We start from the raw sequence: 20,734 nt of genomic DNA, 5'->3' as shown, positions 1-20,734 counted from the left end.
TCTGTATTATAAAGGTTTAATTTAGAAAAATATATATTATAGCGTTTTAGCGATTACCCTCAGCAGCGTGTCGCATTTTAGCTCCGTTTCTTCCCACTCTTGCTCAGGAATCGAGTCCCCGGTAATACCCGCTCCCGCAAAGAATGTCGCTTTGCCATTTTTAAACCTTACATTCCTGAGATTGACAAAAAGGCTTGTGTTTTCTCCTACCTGCACAGGCCCGAGGAACCCACTGTAAAAGGATCTGTCATAGCCTTCGATACTCAAAAGGAATTCAAGACTTGGTTCTTTGGGAACGCCGCATACTGCGGAAGTAGGGTGGAGCAGTTTCAACATAACCGGCCCCAGTTCAGGGAAGTTAACCGCGTTAGTATCTACTTCAAAATCCGTGCGAAGGTGATAGAGATTTCCTGCAAGTACTGTTTTAGGTCCTGTTTCCAGGTATTCTCTAAGCCTGATTTTCTTGAAACACTCAACAATGTACCGGCTGACCAGCGCGTGCTCTTCAATTTCCTTTTCGCCCCATCTGATATCATATCTCGGGATCAGCTCGCCTGAATGTGTCCGGGCTTTCTGTGTTCCGGCAAGCGACATGGTTTTGAAAAAGCCATTTGCCTGCTGCTGCACGAGCAATTCGGGACTTGCGCCCAGCCAGATCTCGTTTTCTTCCGGAAGGTTTACGAGGGAGACAAACGCGTGCGGGTATATTTTAGATAGTTCGCAGAATGCATTTGCAGGCTGGAAATGGTCCGAGTAGCTAAGGTCTTTGGTTCTTGACAAAACCACTTTCTTAAACTGGTTTTGCCTGATCGCTGCAACCGCAAGTTCAACGGTGCGCTGGAAGCGTAATTTTGCGTATTCGTTTTTCTCCGGTTCTAATGTGGGAAGCTGGCCGCTGGCGGTATAATCAGCTTTGTATTCGGTTAAAGCGGATGCTAGCTTGCTCAGTTTCTGTACTTCAATGTGCTCTTCGCCCAGTTTGTTCTCAACCCCATTGACCCGGTATTCTGCTGAGAATGAAAGGATAATATCGCCTTCCAAAAACCGTACATCCTCCCCGGTTTTCCAGTCGAATCCGGCGACCATAAATCCGGCGGGAAGCTTGTCAAATTCCGGCTGTACCTTCTTTATTCCATTACCAATAGAAATGAGCAGCTTGATTTCACTGGTGTGAGGAAGCCGCCAAAGCGCGGAAGGGAATCCCATTTGTGTAGCAGCCGCCCATATCTGCTGAATTTGTAAACCTTCGAATATCGAAAGTGAGGAGCGGGTTTCTACTGAAAGCATTTATAATGAAATGAATAAGTCGAATTTATTTGATTTTGATGCAAAATAAAGTCAGCGTTTTGCATTCACAATAGCGACCGTCAACCTGCTGATGCATACCAGCTTGTTCTGGTCATTTGTAATCCTGATATCCCAGATGTGTGTTGTTTTCCCCAAATGGATTGAGGTAACCTTTCCTGTTACAAAACCTTCTTTCACGGGCCGCAAATGGTTGGCATTGATCTCCAGACCGACCGCCTGTCTGTCGTCGCCCTCGGGTAGAGCTAGAAATGAAGCGATGCTACCCAAGGTTTCAGCAAGTACCACCGAGGCACCGCCGTGCAAGATGCCAAATGGCTGGTGCGTGCGGCTGTCTACCGGCATTCGGGCAGTTATAAAGTCGGTTCCGATTTCAGTAAACTCGATTCCGAGGTGGTCGGCAATGGTGTTAATGCTGAACGATTTAAGTTGTTCTATTGACACGGTTTTAACAAACATATCTAAAAAATGTATAAATTTGTTAGTGCTTTGCGGAGTAAAAACAAGGTATTTGCAAAATTAATATTTAAATAATCCTATTACTTTGAAAAGAAAATCTATATACCTCATTCGTCACGGTGAAACAGATTTCAATCGCAGAGGAGTGGTACAAGGCAGCGGAGTAGACTCCTTGCTTAACGAATGGGGAGAGGCCCAGGCAGCTGCTTTCTTCAATGCTTATCAACATGTTCCTTTTGACAAAATATATACTTCTGATTTAAAGCGAACACACCAAACCGTCCGCGGGTTCATCAAGCTGGGCATACCCCACGAAAGTTACTCAGGCCTCAACGAAATCTCCTGGGGAGCCAGAGAGGGGCGGGAGCCTAACACGGGTGATAACAACTATTACAGAGAGCTGGTAACAGCCTGGCGCAATGGTCAGATCGAGCTGGCAGCCGAAGAAGGTGAGAGCCCCGTTCAGGTAAGAGAGCGCCAGATCCCGGTGATCGAGACGATCCTGTCGCGGCCGCATGAGCGTAATATCCTCATTGCAATGCACGGACGGGCAATGCGTGTCCTGCTTACGACGCTCTTCAATCAGCCGCTGGTGAGAATGGACGATTACGAACATAGTAATCTTTGTCTTTATAAAGTCAATTATTCCTACGATACGCAGAAGTTCGAACTGGAAGTTTCCAACGACATCACGCACCTGCTTTCCCTCGAAATTCCGCAAACCTTGTAAGAGCCGTTTGTGTAGGTTCGTTTCCTTTGATGTATTTATACGGTCTTCAACATTCCGTGTAAATACATTTGTTATTTTCGGGGCAATCAACGCGCTACTATTACATGTCCAAAAAACGTATTTACTGGACTCTTCAGATCCTCGGATGGACATTGCTGATCATGTTCGAATACATTCCTTACGTACTCGAATATGGTTTTGAAATCGGTGAATTTTACACAGCCCTGGCCAATATTCTGCTTGGGATCGTACTTACCCATGTTTACCGGCTGGTTATCCGAAAATGGAACTGGTCCTCACTTCCATTGCCGCGCCTCGCGTTGCGGGTGGTAGGATCAGTGTTGTGGCTCGGGCTGATTATGGCGATGATCAACCAGCCAATGGACAGGGAAATGCTGGAACATAACCTGCTGAATCAGCCGCTTGTTTTCTGGAGTTACTATGCCAACTGGTGTAAAAACCTGCTGGCTTGGATACTTTCCTATACTGTTTACCATTATGTGGAGCAGAACCGGCTTGCGACTTACGAGAAGATCATGCTGAAAATGTCTGCGCGGGAGGCTGAGGCGAAGGTGCTCCGGTCGCAGCTTAATCCGCATTTCACATTTAATGCATTGAACAGTATCCGCGCGCTGGTTTACGAAGATCCAGCCAAAGCACAGCTAAGTATCACTCAGCTTTCCAATATCTTAAGAAACTCGCTGCTTGCAGACAGAAGAAAAACCGTTGACCTGCAGGAAGAGCTGCGCACGGTGGAGGATTACCTCGAACTCGAGAAGGTGCGTTATGAAGACAGACTGAAGTACACCATCAATGCCAATGCGCAGGCTGTTTACTGGCAGGTACCGCCTATGATGTTGCAAACGCTGGTGGAAAACGGCATCAAGCACGGAGTTTCAAAAGAGGTCGGCGGTGGTTTCATTGACGTTAAAGCCGAGATTGTTAATGATGTGCTCGCAATTAATATCTTCAATTCGGGTAACCTGGGGACTACTGAATCCGGTGGGGTCGGTCTGAAAAATACGGCTGAGCGGCTTTCTATTCTTTATGGCAAGGCGGCTACTTTCCGGATTTACCAATGCGAGAATAATGTAGTTTGTTCAGAAGTTAAAATTCCAATGCTGTCGGAAAACGTGATGATGGTGGGGCAGGAGTCGGGAGCAGGTAACTGAGAAGTAATGTTCTAATTTTATCAAATAAATAACTAATTCCTAACTGATCTGCCATGAGAACCCTGATTGTTGATGACGAGCGTCTTGCGAGAAATGAATTGAAACGTTTGCTTGAACCGTATACGAAAATTGAAATCGTAGGCGAGGCCGCGAATGCAGACGAGGCGCTGGTGCTGATCGACGAATTACAGCCTGAGCTGCTTTTTCTTGACATTCAAATGCCCGGCAGAAATGGATTTGAATTGCTATCGTCCATTGAAGGCAAGACCCCGGAGGTGATTTTCACAACTGCTTATGATGAGTACGCGATCAAAGCATTTGAATACAATGCACTCGATTATTTGCTCAAACCGATCGATAACGAGCGACTGAAAGAGACCATTCACAGGATTGAAGAAAATCAGGCACAGCCAGAGGCGCCTGCTCCTGCCCACGAGCGCGCCGAAAAAGTACTAAGCGGAAATGACCAGGTATTTGTAAAAGATGGCGAAAAATGTTGGTTTGTTAAGTTGGGTAAAATCCGTTTGTTTGAATCAATGGGCAATTACGTGCGACTACATTTTGACGATCAGAAGCCACTGGTACTGAAATCGCTCAACAACCTGGAAGAGAGACTTGACCCGAATACTTATTTCCGGGCAAACCGGAAGCATATCATTAACCTGGGCTGGATTGAGAAAATTGAACCATGGTTCAGCGGCGGCTTGCTGGTAACACTGCAAGGCGGCGATAAGATCGAGATTTCACGCCGTCAGGCGATCCGCTTTAAAGAATTAATGAGTCTATAATATAAACCCCGACGTGGACTGCGCATGAAAAAACAGGCTCTAATTCTAATCTTTGCAGCGGCTTTGCTTTACAGCTGTAACCCTTCTGCTAAAAACGAAAACACAGATGGTCGAAACGGACTTTCGCAAGGCGAGATACGAATGGCGGCTTTCGGGAAATGCGATACCGCTGCGAATGGACAGGGTGTAAGTGTGAAAGTAGAAGTGTGGGAGCCGGCAGATTCCAGCGAAGTTGCTTCTGAGATCCGAAATAATATCGCAGCCAAACTGATTGATAGGGTTAACCAGCATGGTGATTCAGCGAGCATCGCCGCGAACCGGGCTGCTGGAAAAACGCTTGAAGGTGCATTCAATGTTTTTCAGCGCAATTACAATGACTTCAAAAAGGATTTTCCCGATGCTCCCGGCTGCTGGGAAGTAAGCTTGAAAGGTGATACTGTGATGGTTACTTCTAAAATCCTTTTTTACCAGCTAGACCATTATTCATTTACTGGTGGCGCACATCCTAATACCTTTCGCTCGTTTCATGCATTCGATGCAACCGATGGTGCGGAGGTTGAAATGAAAAAGTTTGTCGCCGACTCTGCTGCATTGTTACAGCTCGTGGAACGCCATTTCAGAAAAACCGAGAAACTTGCTTCCGATATTGATCTGGAAGAGGCAGGCTATTTTCTGCTGAATCACCAGTTTGTACTGCCGGTCAACTACGTTTTCACGCCAAAGGGTGTTTTATTTTACTACAATCCCTACGAAATAGCTGCCTATGCGCGTGGAGCAATCCAGTTCACGATCAGCTACGAAGAGCTGGGTGACATTGTCAAGAGAAAGCAAGTAATGTAGCTGTCCTACATTTCCCCGGAATCCAGAAAGCTGTAAAATCCGCTATCGGTAAATATCATGTGGTCCAGGATCGGAATGTCCAGCAAAAGCCCGGCCTCTTTGATCTGCGTCGTGAGCATTCTGTCCTGGTGGCTTGGTATCAATTGCCCGGACGGGTGGTTGTGAACGAGGATTACTGCGCTTGCCAGGTAATCCACAGCCAGTTTGAAAATCAGCTTGATATCAACGGATACTCCTGAAACTCCGCCCACGCTCACCGGCAGAGCGCGCATTACCTGGTTTCCGCGATTCAGAAGTAAGATCCAGAACTCTTCATTCGGCTTATCCAGGAGGTATTGCCTCATCTCTTCATAAACTGAGTCTGATCCCATGATCTTTCTTTTCCGCGTTGGCATGATATCGCTTCTCCGGCGACCAAGTTCGAGTGCTGCTACAATGGAAATCGCTTTTGCTTTCCCCATTCCCCGGTATTTCATGAATGTCTTGTAATCAAGCTTCGCAAGTTCATGTATGCTATTGCCGACGCTGGCCATAATGATTTTTGCAAGGTCAACGGCGGATGTTTCCGGGGTACCTGAGCAAATGAGAATGGCTATCAATTCTGCATCGGTGAGGGCGGCGCGGCCTTTTAGCATCAGTTTTTCACGCGGTTTGTCTTCTTCGGACCAGCTGTGAATGCATCTTGGATTGTCTGACTTTCGTTTTCTGGACATTTGGATCAAATTCGGAACCTACTTATCTGTTAGACGTTCGATATTTCATTCGGTCACACACTTATTGTCCCAATTCTGTCAACGCAGCCCTCGCTTTGTTATCAATGCTGTTTTTATACTCGTGTTTTTTGAAAGACATCGCCTTTTTAAAGTAGCTGCCTGCCTTTTGCTTGTCCTGTTTTTCAAGATAAATATAACCTAGCTGCAATGCAGCGGAGGCGCCCATGCCAGGGCTCACAGACTGGCTTAGGAGCAGACAGCGCTCGTAATAGGGGATTGCGCCGGCATTTTGCTCCATTTTGTGCAGTATCCGGGCTTTTCTGTAATTGAACTCGGCCTTTTCGGGGATGACTGTAAAACTGTTTTCTGAAGTATTCTGGATGATCGCAAAAGCTTTTGGTAGAAACCCGCCGTCCGTTGCGTAGCGCGCCTGATAAAGTACTTTTTGTTGCGCGCTGATTTTGCCTCCCAAAAATTCTTTGGCTGTTCGTTCCGCAAGCTGATCAGCTTCCACGATCATTTCTCCCGAAGAACTGATCTTTTTAAGAAATGCATTCGCCTCAGCATCTTTCCCGGCTAGCCAACGACACATGAAAAGTTTGAAATAAGTATCTTTAATGTAATTGAAGCCGCGATATTGCTTTTGGAATAAAATGTAATAGTCAGCCGCCGCATCATAATTGCCTCTCTGCAATTCTATCTCACCTTTGAGATATTTCAGAAATGGAAAGTCAACATAAGCCTCACTGCTGGGAGCATTATTCAGAAAGATGAAAGCTTCATCGCTTCGATTTTCTTTCATCAAAATGGTAGTAGCAAAAAAGTGTAGCAGGAGATTGTCAGGCTGCTCTGTCGGCCATTTGCGAATTCGTTTTTGTTGCTCCGGAGAAAGTTTCAGCGTGTAAGCGTGTAATAGTAAATCCACCAGCTCCGCCTCCTGGCGAAAAAAAGGCTCCTCGCGTTGTACCATCCTTAACTCACGGATTCCAGCCTGTATGTTGCCTTTCAAGCCGAGTATCTTTGTCACCCAAGCGTAGTTGTCGGGTATCGAGCCGATCAATACGTGGAGCAAGCCAAGGGATTTTAAAGTTGGAGTGAAGTCAGGGAATTTCTTCCGGTTCTCATCCAGTAGTTTGTAAGCTTTGATTATCTCCCATGCGCCGCTCATCTGGTCGCCGAATTTCAACCGGGCGAATGCCCAATGCAATCTTATTTCTGCTAACAAAAAGCGTTTATAAGGGGATTGATCAGGTAATTTAGATATGATATCAAGCCGCCTGCTTTCCAATGCAAGTAACTTCTTGTAAGAAGCCCGGTCTTCCGAAATCAGCAGGTAATGCAGATCTGCATAATTGTCCAGGTATGGTATAAATGCATTGCCCACGTTACCGGCCCGCTCCGAATCTATCAGTTTACGTGCATTTGGCAAACGCAATTTTTGGATCTCAAAATATGCTTTTTGAAGTTTGGGAGTAAAGTCCACCCCGATTGTCGCATTCTCTGCCCTTCCATTGTTGTTTGAAAGTAAGAGAAGCAGCAGTAAAATACTGAAAAAGCATTGCCTCGTTTTGGTCAGCATTTTTGGGAAAAGTACATAGAAGACATAAAAAAAGGTTGCCTGAACAGACAACCTTTCAAATCTATTTAATGATTATTATCGACGCTGGTGAACAGGTTCTACACTTTCAACGTCAGCCAAAATACGGCCACAATGTTCGCAAACAATAAGCTTTTTGCGCTCGCGAATATCAGCCTGACGTTGTGGAGGGACAATGCTGAAACAGCCTCCGCAGGCGCCACGTGATACGTGAACTACTGCAAGTCCGTTCATAGAGTTGTCACGGATTTTCTGATAAGATTTAAGCAGGCGATCTTCGATTTTCTTAACGTGTTTTTCTCTCTCCGCGATCAACCCTTTTTCCTCCGCTTCGCTTTCGCTTGTAATCACCGAAAGCTCGCCTTTTTTAGCTTTCAGATCTTCATTTCTTTCGTTCAAAACAGACTCAGCACGGTTTGCATCCTCTTCAATTAGACGGATACGGGCGCGGGCTTCGTTGATTTTCTTGTCAGCCAGCTGCATATCCAGCTCCTGTAATTCAACTTCCTTGGTGATTGCATCGTACTCGCGGTTGTTGCGGACGTTCATTTGCTGATCTTTGTATTTCTTGATCAGCTTTTCACCTTCTTTTTGTGCATTCTTGAAATTGTCGATCTCATTGTTAAGGTTCGCAATCTCACTTTTAAATTTCGCTAAACGGGTCTCAAAACCGATAATCTCGTCTTCCAGATCTCTCACCTCTTCAGGAAGGTCACCGCGTGTTTTTAGTATTTCGTCAAGGCTTGAATCAATTTCCTGCAATTTCAGGAGAGCATCTAATTTCTGTGCGATTGTGTTTTCCATGTATGTCTTTAATGGACTTGTTTCAATGCGTAATAAGTGAAGGCAGTCAGCCGTAGATTCTCAACAAATAATCAGGCAATATTCTTGATGAAATTACTTTCTATACAAAATATCGAACCGGATTGGTATTGACCTCTGACAAACAGAGTGCAAAATTAGGGAATTTTCCGGACAAATAGTTATATAGTAAATTTTTAGTATATACTTCACTTTCGTAGTGGCCGATGTCACAGATCATTATCCTTCGCTCCGCGTCGAAAAATTCGTGATATTTATAGTCGGCAGTTACAAATACATCCGCCTTCGCCCGGATTGCCTCTTTTAAAAGGAAACTTCCGGCACCGCCACAAACCGCAACTTTCTGTACCGTATGTGAGCTGGTCGGCGTGAACTTGATCATCGGAAGCTGCATTCGGTCTTTCAAAAACCCTAAAAAAACATGCAACGGCATCGGCTCTGGCAGAGCGCCAACAGCACCTGCACCAACTTCCTGGTTGAGGTTTTCCAGTGTTGTCAGGTAGTATGCTACTTCCTCATAGGGATGTACTTGGCGAAGTACCTGCAGTATTTTGGTTTGTAAAAAGGTTGGGAACATCACTTCTACCCGGTGCTCATTTACTTCTTCCAGCTGCCCGTTTTTGCCAATAACAGGATTTGCATGTTCTCCCGGCATGAATGTGCCGGTGCCTTCTACCCTGAAACTGCAGTTTTTATAGTCGCCAATTTGTCCGGCTCCTGCAGCGAAGAGTGCGTCAAGAATGGACTGGGTATTTGCAACGGGTGTAAAGAATGCAAGCTTGGTCAGTATTTGGGCTTTGGGAGAAAGTACTTTCAGGTCAGTTAGCCCTAATCTTTCAGCGATTTGCCAGTTCACTCCCCCCGGTACATGATCGAGATTTGTATGCGTCGCATAAATAGCTATATCATTCTTAATGGCTTTAATAACTGTGCGCTCAACATAGTTATTCCCATTTAGCTTCTTTAGTCCTTTGAAAACGATGGGATGATGGGCTACTATGAGGTTGCATTGCTTCAATATCGCTTCGTCAATCACTTCCTCGGTGACATCAAGCGTGAGCAGCACACCTCGCCCTTTTACTTCCGGTGATCCGACGATCAAACCGGCGTTATCATATCCTTCCTGGTATGAGAGAGGGGCCAGGTTTTCCAGCTCCCGGATAATATCCTTTATGTAGGTCATTTTGGCTCTGAATACAACTATTTCATTCTCAGAATCTTCCTTTGTTGAAGATTATTCTTTCACAAATAAAATAACTAAATTGGTGTCTCAGCTATTGTAATCAATAATAATAATACTAGTTTTGCACCACGTTTTTCAGAAAAGCACTGGAAAATAGCCTGGTTTGGTAGTTCAGTTGGTTAGAATACATGCTCGGCCTACGTTAGGTGGAACGCATGGGGTCGCGGACTTCCGCAGCCCGGTTCGAGTCCCGTCCAGCCCGGCAATTTTGAAAGTTTGTAATATTCTGGTTTGGTAGTTCAGTTGGTTAGAATACATGCCTGTCACGCATGGGGTCGCGGGTTCGAGTCCCGTCCAGACCGCCAGAAAGTTTTGAAGTTCTTTAAGTATTGGTTTGGTAGTTCAGTTGGTTAGAATACATGCCTGTCACGCATGGGGTCGCGGGTTCGAGTCCCGTCCAGACCGCAAAAAAGCTCAGAGAAATCTGAGCTTTTTTCATTTGAGGTAATCCAATTACTACCATTATTTTTTCCCATGTTGTCAGGCTGTCACACATGGGGCGGGCCGCGCAGGCTTGCGGACTTCCGCAGCCCGGTTCGAGTCCCGCCGGGTGGCCGTACCCCCAGACCGCAAAAAAGCTCAGAGAAATCTGAGCTTTTTTCATTTTTATACATCAACAAACGGGCTTGGATGAAGCCTGCTTGCTGATCGAATTTATCGGAGAAAGCGTTAGAAACCCGGATTTTGTTCCATACTTGGGTTACCCTCCATTTCTCTGGCAGGAATTGGCCAGAGGTAATCTTTGGCCTTGAAAGTCCGGGTTTCTACATTGACCGGCTTCTTGGTTCTCGGGTCAATGGCGCCTTCTACAACTCCATTCATTACCTTTTCTCCGATCTTCCACCTGCGAATATCAAACAGCCGGCTTCCTTCAAATGCCATTTCGACACGTCGTTCACGCCGGTATAACTCCCTCATTTTAGCTTCGCTGTTGTATATCTTGGCATCTACATTCGGCATTTTTGACCGGTTACGAATTGCATTCAGATACTTCAAAACATCAGGATGGTTCCATTGTCCACTCTCTACCAGCGCCTCTACGTACATTAAAAGCAAGTCTCCGTAGCGGTAAACCATATAGTCCAGCGATCCGCGGCCCCGGCCTTTATCGGCCAGGTCAACATATTTCCGTAGCCAAAAACCTGTTTTGGAAGAATAATTGGCCGCTAATCTGTTTGGATTATTAGGAGAATCGTACCACGGATTCAAATCACCATAAAAGGTAGAGCCCGGGTATGCAATGGTTAGCTCCATTCTGGGGTCTCGGTTGGAATGGAAGTTCGGGTTTAGCTTATAGATCGCCGCGCTGTCGGGAGATAATTCATCAAGCGTTTTTCCCTGCTTTGTTTCGTAAGTGTTAACCAGCGAACCAGTTGGGTTCAGGCATGCATTTCCTCCCAGATAGCCTGGCGCGCTCCTGTAAAAAGTATCATCATTTCCCGATTGCCGGATGAAAATGCGCTCTTCATTCACCTGGCCTTCATAATTGAAGAGCGAGGCATAGCTGGGATGCAGCTTATACAGGTTCAAGTCGATCACCTGCTTTGCTGCACTGGCAGCTTCCGCATACTGGTGATTGTTGAGGAAAGCCACTGTCTGCATGGTGTAACAGGCTCCTTTACTTACCCGCCGAATGTCATTCACTGCATAAACTGCCGGTAAGTCTGCCGCTGCTGCATTAAGTTCTGCAACTACAAAATCAACAACCTCTTGCCGCGTGTTTTTCTTCAGATCAGTTTCGGTTGGCAGCACAACAGTGGTAACAATAGGAATGTCACCATAATACAGCATCAGGTCCAGGTGGAACCAGGCCCGCAATGCACGAGCTTCTGCGAAGTAGCGCTTTTTGAGGTTAGGCTCGATCAGCGCTTTTCCCGCATGTTCAAGAAAACGGTTGGCTCTGCGGATCGCAGTGTAGTTTTCCTGCCAAACCGGCTGAATAGCCGCCCATTCAGTTGCGCGCATTTGAGAGTTGGAATTGCCAAGTGCGATAATGTTAACTTCTCCAAAAAAGTTGGCATACCAGACCGCGTTGTCCGTCATTCCTTCGAAAGTAATGCGGGTGTTGTTCTGGTACCGGAAACCGCCGGTCGGCACCTGATCGTACAGGATATTAAGCGCCGTGTTGATTTCGCCCTCCGTGTTCCAGAAGTTCTCGTCTGTGGTAGCAGTGGGGTGGTCTCTCGTCAGAAATTCCTCTGCGCAGGAGGAGAGCAGTAGCGCTGACAATGTAAGTATTAGTAATCTTTTCATAAGGTCGGAGTCTAGAATTTTACATTCAAACCAACTGTAAACACTTTCATTAGCGGGTAGTTAGCTTCACTTCCCCGGGTTTCAGGATCAAAGTATTTCATCTTGCTAAGCGTTATTGCGTTTTGCGCATTCACGAAAACCCGCAGGTTAGTCAGCTTAATTTTCTTAATCAGTTCAGGATCGAAATTGTAGCCGAGCTGAATGTATTTAATCCTCAAAAACGCTGCATTGGTAAGCCAGTAATCAGAGGGAAGTGCATTGTTTCCGGGCGCCGGCGACAATCTTGGGAACATTGCGCCGGGGTTTTCGGGTGTCCAGTAATCAGTCTGATACTGCATCGGGGTGCCTCCGTCGAAATTTGAAGTTACATTCAGTACGGTCTGGTACCTGCCTGTGTAGTAAGCAAGGCTTTTTGTAAAACCATTCAGCTGTGTTTCAAGACTAAATCGTTTGAAGGCGAAGTTCAAATTGGCAAAGTAACTTCCTTGCGGATTCGGGTTGCCCATGATCAGCTTGTCTTCCTTGTCTATATTTCCGTCTTCATTAATATCCAGGTATTTGATATCGCCGATCTGCTGGCCAGCCAAAAGTGGTACACCGGATTCAATGTCAGCCTGCGTTAGCAGTCCATCCGTTTTGTGCAGATAATAGCTGTTAATCGGCTTGCCAACCGCATTGATTTCCAATCCGCTTGAACTCACATATGGACCGCCCCGCAGTGACTGAATCTTGTTATTGTAGTAGGAAAAACCCGCGCTCCCGCTGATTTCAAAATCTTTTCCCAGCGACTTGGAATAGTTGACCATAAACTCCCAGCCTTTGTTGGAAACCGAACCTGAATTGACCGGAAGTGAATTGACGCCCGATGAAAGTGACAGCGGCGGCGAAAGAAGGATATCGTCCGTGGTTTTACTAAACCAGTCAATGGTAATGCCAAGATTGTCAAACAGGCGGATATCTGTTCCTATATCAAGCATTTTAACCGTTTCCCAGGTAATTTCCGGATTTCCGATGGTGGTCTCCACGCCGTTACCTCCGTCAATCAGGCTCTGGTATCGGTAGCGTTCCACATTCCCGTTATTTCCCATTAATCCATAGGACGCGCGCAGCTTGAAGCTGGTCAGAAAATCAATGTCTTTCAGAAAGCTTTCGTTATGAATATTCCATCCCACTGCAACAGAGGGGAAAGTGCCCCATTTCCTGTTTGGGCCAAACTTTGAAGATCCGTCCGCGCGTACTGTACTTTCAAGCAGGAATCTGTTGTCAAATACATAATTGAACTTAACGAAATAGGACGCGAGGGTCATTTGATCAAAGTTGGAAGGATTGTCAGCTTCCCTCGACAAACCGGCTATCGCATAAACGAAGTGCTTTCCATAGGTTTGAGAAAATTCAAGGTTGGAGGCGAGGTAATTATAGGTGCTTCTTCCAACAGTGGAGCCTTTTGAATTACCATAAGTAAACACCAGGTTTCCGGTATAGTAATCTAAAAAGTTGTAAGAGTTCCGGTTATCTAGGTATCCATTGGAATTAATGCGGTAGAGGTACTGACCACGGATTTTCAATTCAGGGGTAATTTGCCAGGTAGGCTGAAAATTGATATTGATCTGGTCGGATTTGTTCTGCGCGTAGCCGCCTCGTTCCAGTTCAGCCATCGGGTTCATCATTTCTCCGAAATTCCCGTAAGCCTGATAACCATTATCTTTAACCGGATACTTCGGTACAATGTTGGGTGGAGTTGAATAGACTAAGTGCAGTGAATTTCCAAAGCGGACCAGCTCGGACCTGTTCCTGCCGCGGTTCGCTACAAGGTCCAGTAACATAGATACATTTTTGGTGAGCGTTACGCCCGTATTTGCCCGGAAAGAAAATCTTTCATAGTCACGCTTCGGCGTCAAACCGTCCTGATACAAATAGTTGCCGCTCACTGCAAAGCGGGCCAGCTCATTTCCGCCCGAGATACTTACGGAGTGACTCTGGATGATCGGATTTTTGTTCAGCATTAATTCCGACCAGTTTGTATTGGGATAAGCGATGGGATCGTTGCCCTCTCTGGTTTTTTGAATGGTTTCGCGGCTATACGGTTCGAGCCCGCCGATGTTCGCGTAAGCTTCATTCACCATTTCCATATACTTGGGTGCATCCACGAATTTGGGCAGGTAAGTGGCATTCTGTACGCCGCCGTAACCGTCGTACGTAACCGAGAGCTTGCCGGGAATCCCTCTTTTGGTTGTCACCAGAATAACTCCGTTTGCCGCCCGGGCACCGTAAATGGAAGCGGCAGCTGCATCTTTCAGTACGGTAATGCTCTCAACGGTCGTTGGATCGACGGAATTAATATCAAATGGAACACCGTCGACCAGTACAAGAGGGGAGGAGTTACCGATTGTCGAGATTCCCCGGATCAAAATATTAGAACGGTCCTCACCAGCCATTCCGCTTCCCTGCAACACGGTAAGTCCGGTTACGCCGCCTTGTAAAGCCTGAGAGAGTTGGGTGATCGGTTTATTCGCAACCGCTGCCTTCACGTCAAGCTTTCCGATCGCATTGGCCAGGTTACGGGCTTTTTGTTCCGAATATCCCGTGACTACCACTTCATTCAGGGCAGTGTTCTTTTCTTTTAGTGAAACGACCATGTTCTTTGAGCTCAAAACAGGGAGCTCTTTCGGGTCGAGGCCAACGAATGTGAAAACAAGTGTATCGCCAATGTTGGCTTGTATTTCAAAATTCCCGTTGGGATCAGTTGTTACGCCACGATCCATCTTTTTAACCTGGACAGTTACGCCAGGCAATGCAATCGGCGGCTCACTCCCATCGAATACCTGACCTTTGATGTTGATTGTGTCAGCAAGGATGGTTAGATCGGGATTTTTATTAAATGGAAATGGTTTGGAGCGGGCGTTAACTGTACCTGTAAGAAATATAATCAGGCACAAAGCGGGAGTTATACCCGGCAGCAAGCCAGGCAGACTCAGCAGTCGCAGTTTTTTCATACTTTTGATTAAAGGATTGAGCTTGTTTCACAGTGAGTAATTCCTTGTGCAGCTCGGGCCGGTTTACCAGACCGGAAATATCCGAGTATGCAATTCTGACGGTGATGTTACCAGCATCACCGTTTTTTTATTTGTCGATGTGTTTATTTCATAGGCAAGTGGTTTGGCAGGAGACAATGCTTAGTAGCATCAGTGAATTGGACCTGAGTTTGTAAACGATGAGTATTAACTCTACAAAAAGTACCCACGGTTACATGAAAATTTTTAGTTTTTTCTTGCTTAATCTTAGTTGCGGGGGAAAAGGAAGTATTTGAATGGGGCATTAAGTACTAATGCCCGGCGCGGCACAATTTTTCTTGTAAAGCTGATCTGAGGAAGTCAACCTGAAAGAAATGGGGAGAAAAGCGGATTGGCTGCTAAGCGCTGCGGAGGTTTGAGGTGAAGCTTAAAAGGTGTAGAAAAGGCCGATTTGAAACTGATTTGGCCTAAAATGAAAACACGCAGGTTTCAAAATGAACCCGCGTGTCAAATTACACTTCATCAACAAACTAAAAACCAAATAAAACTAATACGAAAAAATTCGCTTGTCAAGTTTTTTTTGCTGTAGGAGGGGGATTCGAACCACCCACGGTGCGGTTAGCTACGGTACAAATACTGTTGGTGGTCCACCCCAGTCGACTTGCGTCGGCATTATGCCGCGTTTATCCCTTATTCACCACCCCCGAGACAGGAGGGCATGGCTGCCAATTTCATCACCCTACAATGTGATCTTCAAACATTCCTGAAATTTTAAAGTTCCATTCCCGTTTGGTTTTGCAAAATTATAGCTTCCAGATTTAATATAAAATATTTTCATTAAAAATTGTCAAAATTTACAATAATCTCATAAATTAGGTCCTTGTATTGCGAAAAATTCAAACATTCAGATAGAAATGCAGAAGTATTCAGATATTGACAGTACCGATCTTCGTATTTTATCCCTTTTGATTGAAAATGCTGCGTTGCCGTACACGGAGATCGGTAAGCGGGTTTTTGTATCTGGCGGTACCGTCCACGTCCGGATGAAAAAGCTGGAACAAATGGGTATCGTTAAAGGATCACAACTCGTGATCGACCCGGCAAAGCTGGGCTGGGATATCAGCGCTTTTCTCGGAATTTATCTTGATAAAAGTTCACTGTACGAACAAGTTGCCACTGAACTGGAAAATATTCCGGAAGTAGTGAACATCCATTATACAACAGGCATATACAGCATTTTTTTAAAGATCGTTTGCCGAGATACCGGCCACTTGCGCGAAATTCTGCACGACAAGATTCAGAAAGTGAACGGTATCCAGCGAACGGAGACATTTATTTCACTTGAAGAGCGCATTAACCGGTCCATTCCCCTTACAGAAAGCTAAATGTTCCCCAGGTATTGACTTCGGAAAACATTTATCCTACATTTGTATTGTATATATAAAAAACTTATATATATTCGCTTAATCAAATTTTAACTCATGGATAACAACACAACAAGTAACGAATATGTCCGGGGCACTTTAAAAACCATCGTGTTGAATTTGTTAGCCGAGCACGACAGGATGTACGGATATGAAATTACGCAGGAAGTAAAGGAAAGAACAGGCGGCGCGATCGCGCTGACGTTCGGAGCGCTTTATCCGGTGTTGCACAAGCTGGAACAGGAGGGATTTCTCATCACAGAGTCTGTGGAGGTGGATGGCCGGCTTAGAAAATATTATTCACTTACCAGTCCAGGAAATGAGGCTGCCCGTAATAAAACCAATGATCTTGAACGTTTTATAGACGCAGTTCGACTATTACTCGCTCCTAAAAATCTGGCCACCGAATAAACGAGTTACATGGTTAAAATCTAAAACAGATTGTCCTATGAAACGCCTTCAGGAACACCGCATTGATTTGATTAAATCATATTTGAAGTCGAGCAAGCTGAATCCGGAATTGCTCCCGGAGATCCTCGATCATTTGGCTTGTGAGGCTGAGGAGCGTCTATGGGACGGAAAACCGTTTGAGCAGATATTCGAGAATATCGTAGAAACAGCGGATACCAGGACACTTCTTGATTTGAGTGTTGACCATAAAAATCTGTTAGCCATGGAAAAATCTTTAAATGACATCGTATTTGAAGGTCGCAACAAGCTTTACGGCGCCTATGATCTGAGGAAGTCTTATAAACAAACGATTCAGAAGTCCGTCATAATGGGCGTGACGCTCTTCGGATTGATCGTTTTCTTTCCCAATCTCTATGCAAGACTGGTGCCTGATCCCAAGCCGGACGACATTGCTTACATTGTTGAAGCAAAGCCGATCGACATTCTCCGGGAGTTGCCTAAGCCGCCGGTGGAAGTAAAAGAGCCTGCGCCGGTTGCCAAAACGGTACGAATGTTGCCACCGGTTGTGATGCAGGATGATCAGGTTTCAATGGAAAACCTTCCTCCTGCGATTGAAGAGCTGGAAAATGCAGTTCCGGCTGAGAAAACCCTGGCGGGCATCGAAGATCTGGACATTATTGTCCCGCCGGCAGCAGAAATCGGTAATGCGAAGACAGCGGCGGCGGGAGTCAAAACGAGAGAGGAAAGCATCTTTTTACATGTAGAACAAGCGCCGGAATTCCAGGGCGGAATGCAGGGGATGGCTGCGTTTTTACAAAAACACCTTAGATACCCTGCTGCCGCGTCAAAGGCGGGAATCGAGGGAAGAGTGTTCGTGCAATTTACAGTTGGATCTGATGGAAAAATTGAAGATGTATCTGCAATCAAGGGGATAGGATTTGGCTGTGATGAAGAAGCGGTACGGGTTGTGAAATTGATGCCAGGCTGGACTCCGGGTCGTCAGGCGGGAAATCCGGTACGTGTGAAGTTCACATTGCCGATCGCATTTCAGTTAAATTAACCGTCTTCTGGCATTGCGTAAATGCCTCCTGTTATTCAGAAAATCCTCGCTTCGGTGAGGATTTTTTTGTTTTTTTGTAGTTCGAAAATGACTTGATGTACGCAATTGTTGATATAGAAACCACCGGAGGAGGGAACGCCGCGCGAATTACCGAGATAGCAGTTTTCAGGCACGATGGCCTGAAAGTGGTTGACTTCTTCCATTCCCTCATTAATCCCGGAGTTTATATTCCACCGTTCATCACCCGCCTCACAGGCATTGACAATGCGATGGTGAAAGACTCGCCTACATTTTACGAGGTGCAGGATGCAGTACGTGCGGTTACCAAAGATGCGTGGTTTGTGGCGCACAACGTCCGGTTTGATTATGGCTTTATCAAAAGAGAATTCGGCGCATTAGATGAGTACTTTCAGCGCGATGTATTGTGTACCGTTCAATTAAGCAGGAAAATTTTCCCCGGCCTCAAATCTTATAGTCTCGGCAATCTTTGTCAGAGCCTCGAAATAGGTATTGAAAACCGCCACCGGGCTCACGGTGACGCAGAAGCGACTGTCCGTCTGTTCGAAAAGCTCCTTGTTCACGATCGCCACAAGCTGATCCCACTTGACGTTTTCGTATAGCTATTATTTTGCCAGACCGTTTTGGAATGATTTTTTAAAGTACAGGTTAAAAGTTTTTAACCTAAAAATCCTTTCCAATGAAAGCCTATTTGAATTACCTAATAGTTCTCCTGCTATCATTTACACTAGCAAGCTGCGAAGTGGTTGGTGATATTTTCAAAACAGGTATGTGGACAGGAGTGATCTTGGTTGTCGCAGTTATTGCGGTGGTCATCTGGCTGCTTGCCCGGGTATTTGGCGGCGGCAGGCGATAGTCCCTGCATTAAAAGCGTAATTAACTGCCGCGATATAAATTGCCTTACGGGCTTGTTTATAAAGATTCTCCGTTTCATCTTTGCACTCCCTGAACGTTTGCTCAGGTAAAGCGGGGGATTAGCTCAGTTGGCTAGAGCGCTTGCATGGCATGCAAGAGGTCGTCGGTTCGAATCCGATATTCTCCACATTGAGGTTGATAATCAATAAGCTATGAGATATCAACGATTTGTTACACTCAGAAGGGCGTTCAGCATTATTGTTGAGCGCCTTTTTTTGTACTGTTTAGTATTCCTTTTTAGATAGGCCATTTATCAAACTACATCATTCGGCTCGCGTGACAGCAATGGATTTCAATCATCAACCGGAAAGAAAAGGCTAAATGTTGCGCCATGTCCGGGTGTGCTGCTGGCAGTAATGGCGCCACCATGGTTGGCAACCACTTTCTCGCAAATCGCTAATCCTATGCCCGTTCCGGAATATTCGCTCTTTCCATGCAGACGTTGAAATACCTGAAAGATGCGATCTGCGTATTTTTGGTCAAAACCGATCCCATTGTCAGCTACGTCGATTTGATAATACACAGGAGATTCTCTGACAAGGTTGATTGAAGCAGGCAAGTTGCGGGCTGGAATAGTCACTGACGAAATGCGGATCAAAGGCGGAACTTCGGCGTTTCTAAACTTTAAAGCATTGCCAATCAGATTCTGAAATAATTGACCCAGCTGCGTTTTATCGCCATCAATTGTGGGCAGCGGCCCAATGATAATCTCTGCATCTGTCTCTTGGACAGCTAGGTCCAGGTCGCCTAAGACACCTTGTACAACCGCTTCTATCGCTACGGGCATAGTAGTTTGCTGTCGGGTGGAAATCTTGGCAAAGGCCAGGAGGTCCTGAATCAGAGCAGACATGCGGGCAGCGGCGGAATGCATTCGATGAAGGTAAGTCATACCCTCGCCCAACTGGCCCGCATACCGTTTTGTTAAAAGATCACAAAACGCCTGGATTTTTCGAAGCGGCTCCTGCAAGTCGTGTGAGGCTACGTAGCCAAACTGTTGCAGGTTGTCGTTGGAGCGCTCCAGGTCGGCAATAGTTTGTTTTAACGCAGCTTCATTGTTTTTATAGGAGTCGATATCCATAAATACCCCTCTGATGTGGGTCATTTTTCCGTGCTGGTCATAGAACGGCTCCCCGTGAGAGCGTACCCATTTTCTGTTTTGCCTTCCTGTAATCAGCTGGAGTTCGATGTCCCATCCTTTACCTTCGCTGTAAGCACCATGAAGTGCATCTTCCATTATCTTTTTATAGGGCCCCGGGAAAAATTCCATGGCTTCCTGCGGTCTGATCTGATAGTCATATGGGACTTCATATATTTCGTAAATAGTTTTTGACCAGGATGACTGCTTTGTCTCTACATCAAGTTCCCATCCACCCACACGTGCTATCCGGCCCGCCTCAGAAAGCAAAAACTCACTTTCGGCCAGTTTCTGTTCCACAAGCTTTCGTTCATTGATCTCTTTTTCAAGCTCATCTACCGATCGAAGGGATAAAATCTGAGGTAAGATATTATAGAGGCTGAACACCGTAAATATGGAAACCAGGGCGGTCAACAATCTTATCAGCACATTAAGCCGGTAAGCGGGCCACCAGAACATGGCTGCATCAGTTAAATGAGTCAGCCCGCACAGAATGATAAATGCCCCGAAAAGCCAAATGATTTTAGAGAAAGGCAAGTCCTTTCTTTTAACGACCACCCGTATTAGTAGTAGCGGTATAGCAAAGTAAGCGGCCCAAATAAAAAGATCGGATACAATATAAGTCCAGCCATGCAGATCTGACCAGGTTCCGCAGTTCCAGCGTGCAGGCCAGTTTGCGGTTGACAGCAGGTCGCCAAAAAATTCAGTTGCCTGGTGAGCTACTGTGGCAGTTTGTTTCTGGTGCAAGTGAGGCTTGGCGCCGCATACCGGGCCGCACTCGGCCGTGGCATTGAGGATCTGTCTAGGTTCCAATGGTCTATATTATATAACCTGCCAA

18 protein-coding genes and 3 tRNA genes are annotated in these 20,734 nt (G+C 45.8%); 12 read left to right on the top strand and 9 right to left on the bottom strand.

Going from position 1 to position 20,734, the window contains the following annotated elements:
• Positions 1-36: 36 nt before the first annotated feature.
• Both Q369_RS0100385 and Q369_RS0100380 read right to left on the bottom strand, forming a co-directional pair.
• Entirely contained in the window at positions 37-1,287 is a 1,251-nt protein-coding gene (locus Q369_RS0100385; RefSeq protein ID WP_031525504.1) for a chorismate-binding protein, read from the bottom strand.
• A 51-nt stretch (positions 1,288-1,338) separates the two neighbouring features.
• Entirely contained in the window at positions 1,339-1,764 is a 426-nt protein-coding gene (locus tag Q369_RS0100380) for a hotdog fold thioesterase (protein ID WP_031525502.1), read from the bottom strand.
• Positions 1,765-1,849: 85 nt separating this feature from the next.
• Between Q369_RS0100380 and Q369_RS0100375 the strand changes: the two genes are divergently transcribed.
• The 4 genes from Q369_RS0100375 (at position 1,850) to Q369_RS0100360 (ending at position 5,294) form a co-directional block, all read left to right on the top strand.
• Positions 1,850-2,494, top strand: a complete 645-nt coding sequence (locus Q369_RS0100375) for a histidine phosphatase family protein (RefSeq protein ID WP_031525500.1) — start codon at positions 1,850-1,852, stop codon at positions 2,492-2,494.
• Positions 2,495-2,598: 104 nt separating this feature from the next.
• Complete coding sequence (locus Q369_RS0100370) at positions 2,599-3,666, top strand: sensor histidine kinase (RefSeq protein WP_031525499.1); 1,068 nt, start codon at positions 2,599-2,601, stop codon at positions 3,664-3,666.
• A gap of 53 nt (positions 3,667-3,719) precedes the next feature.
• A complete protein-coding gene (locus Q369_RS0100365; RefSeq protein ID WP_031525497.1) occupies positions 3,720-4,454 on the top strand; it encodes a LytR/AlgR family response regulator transcription factor in 735 nt (244 codons plus the stop codon).
• Between the two features lie 24 nt (positions 4,455-4,478).
• Positions 4,479-5,294, top strand: a complete 816-nt coding sequence (locus tag Q369_RS0100360; protein WP_051663853.1) for a PdaC/RsiV family protein — start codon at positions 4,479-4,481, stop codon at positions 5,292-5,294.
• Positions 5,295-5,299: 5 nt separating this feature from the next.
• On the opposite strand, the gene radC is transcribed toward Q369_RS0100360, so the two are convergent.
• The 4 genes from radC to Q369_RS0100340 form a co-directional block, all read right to left on the bottom strand.
• Positions 5,300-6,007, bottom strand: a complete 708-nt coding sequence (radC, locus tag Q369_RS0100355) for a RadC family protein (RefSeq protein WP_031525493.1) — start codon at positions 6,005-6,007, stop codon at positions 5,300-5,302.
• A 61-nt stretch (positions 6,008-6,068) separates the two neighbouring features.
• The gene (locus Q369_RS0100350) at positions 6,069-7,586 is read right to left on the bottom strand and encodes a tetratricopeptide repeat protein (RefSeq protein ID WP_031525491.1); all 1,518 of its coding nucleotides are present in this window, start codon (positions 7,584-7,586) and stop codon (positions 6,069-6,071) included.
• Positions 7,587-7,661: 75 nt separating this feature from the next.
• Positions 7,662-8,408, bottom strand: coding sequence for a zinc ribbon domain-containing protein (locus Q369_RS0100345; RefSeq protein ID WP_031525490.1), 747 nt, complete (start codon positions 8,406-8,408; stop codon positions 7,662-7,664).
• 100 nt (positions 8,409-8,508) lie between these two features.
• Positions 8,509-9,609, bottom strand: coding sequence for a Nif3-like dinuclear metal center hexameric protein (locus tag Q369_RS0100340; protein ID WP_031525488.1), 1,101 nt, complete (start codon positions 9,607-9,609; stop codon positions 8,509-8,511).
• Positions 9,610-9,897: 288 nt separating this feature from the next.
• Here Q369_RS0100340 and Q369_RS0100335 point away from each other — a divergent pair.
• Positions 9,898-9,974, top strand: a tRNA-Asp gene (locus Q369_RS0100335).
• A 26-nt stretch (positions 9,975-10,000) separates the two neighbouring features.
• Positions 10,001-10,074: transfer RNA gene (locus Q369_RS0100330), tRNA-Asp, on the top strand.
• Positions 10,075-10,338: 264 nt separating this feature from the next.
• On the opposite strand, the gene Q369_RS0100325 is transcribed toward Q369_RS0100330, so the two are convergent.
• Positions 10,339-11,922, bottom strand: a complete 1,584-nt coding sequence (locus tag Q369_RS0100325) for a RagB/SusD family nutrient uptake outer membrane protein (protein ID WP_031525486.1) — start codon at positions 11,920-11,922, stop codon at positions 10,339-10,341.
• Positions 11,923-11,933: 11 nt separating this feature from the next.
• The gene (locus tag Q369_RS0100320) at positions 11,934-14,915 is read right to left on the bottom strand and encodes a SusC/RagA family TonB-linked outer membrane protein (protein ID WP_051663852.1); all 2,982 of its coding nucleotides are present in this window, start codon (positions 14,913-14,915) and stop codon (positions 11,934-11,936) included.
• A gap of 932 nt (positions 14,916-15,847) precedes the next feature.
• Here Q369_RS0100320 and Q369_RS0100310 point away from each other — a divergent pair.
• From Q369_RS0100310 to Q369_RS0100285, 6 genes are all read left to right on the top strand, one after another.
• A complete protein-coding gene (locus Q369_RS0100310) occupies positions 15,848-16,318 on the top strand; it encodes an Lrp/AsnC ligand binding domain-containing protein (RefSeq protein ID WP_031525482.1) in 471 nt (156 codons plus the stop codon).
• A gap of 96 nt (positions 16,319-16,414) precedes the next feature.
• Positions 16,415-16,768, top strand: a complete 354-nt coding sequence (locus Q369_RS0100305) for a PadR family transcriptional regulator (protein ID WP_031525481.1) — start codon at positions 16,415-16,417, stop codon at positions 16,766-16,768.
• Between the two features lie 37 nt (positions 16,769-16,805).
• Positions 16,806-17,828, top strand: a complete 1,023-nt coding sequence (locus tag Q369_RS0100300; protein ID WP_051663851.1) for an energy transducer TonB — start codon at positions 16,806-16,808, stop codon at positions 17,826-17,828.
• 95 nt (positions 17,829-17,923) lie between these two features.
• Entirely contained in the window at positions 17,924-18,448 is a 525-nt protein-coding gene (locus Q369_RS0100295; protein ID WP_031525479.1) for a 3'-5' exonuclease, read from the top strand.
• Positions 18,449-18,525: 77 nt separating this feature from the next.
• Positions 18,526-18,702 (top strand): hypothetical protein, encoded by a 177-nt coding sequence (locus Q369_RS29230; protein ID WP_169739226.1) that lies wholly within the window; start codon positions 18,526-18,528, stop codon positions 18,700-18,702.
• A gap of 112 nt (positions 18,703-18,814) precedes the next feature.
• A tRNA-Ala gene (locus Q369_RS0100285) sits at positions 18,815-18,888 on the top strand.
• Between the two features lie 165 nt (positions 18,889-19,053).
• Here the strand turns inward: Q369_RS0100285 and Q369_RS0100280 are convergent.
• Positions 19,054-20,709, bottom strand: a complete 1,656-nt coding sequence (locus Q369_RS0100280) for a sensor histidine kinase (RefSeq protein ID WP_051663850.1) — start codon at positions 20,707-20,709, stop codon at positions 19,054-19,056.
• Positions 20,710-20,734: the final 25 nt, after the last annotated feature.

Source organism: Dyadobacter crusticola DSM 16708 (genome assembly GCF_000701505.1).
GTDB classification, from domain to species: domain Bacteria; phylum Bacteroidota; class Bacteroidia; order Cytophagales; family Spirosomataceae; genus Dyadobacter; species Dyadobacter crusticola.
This window is presented reverse-complemented; position numbering and strand designations above follow the sequence as displayed.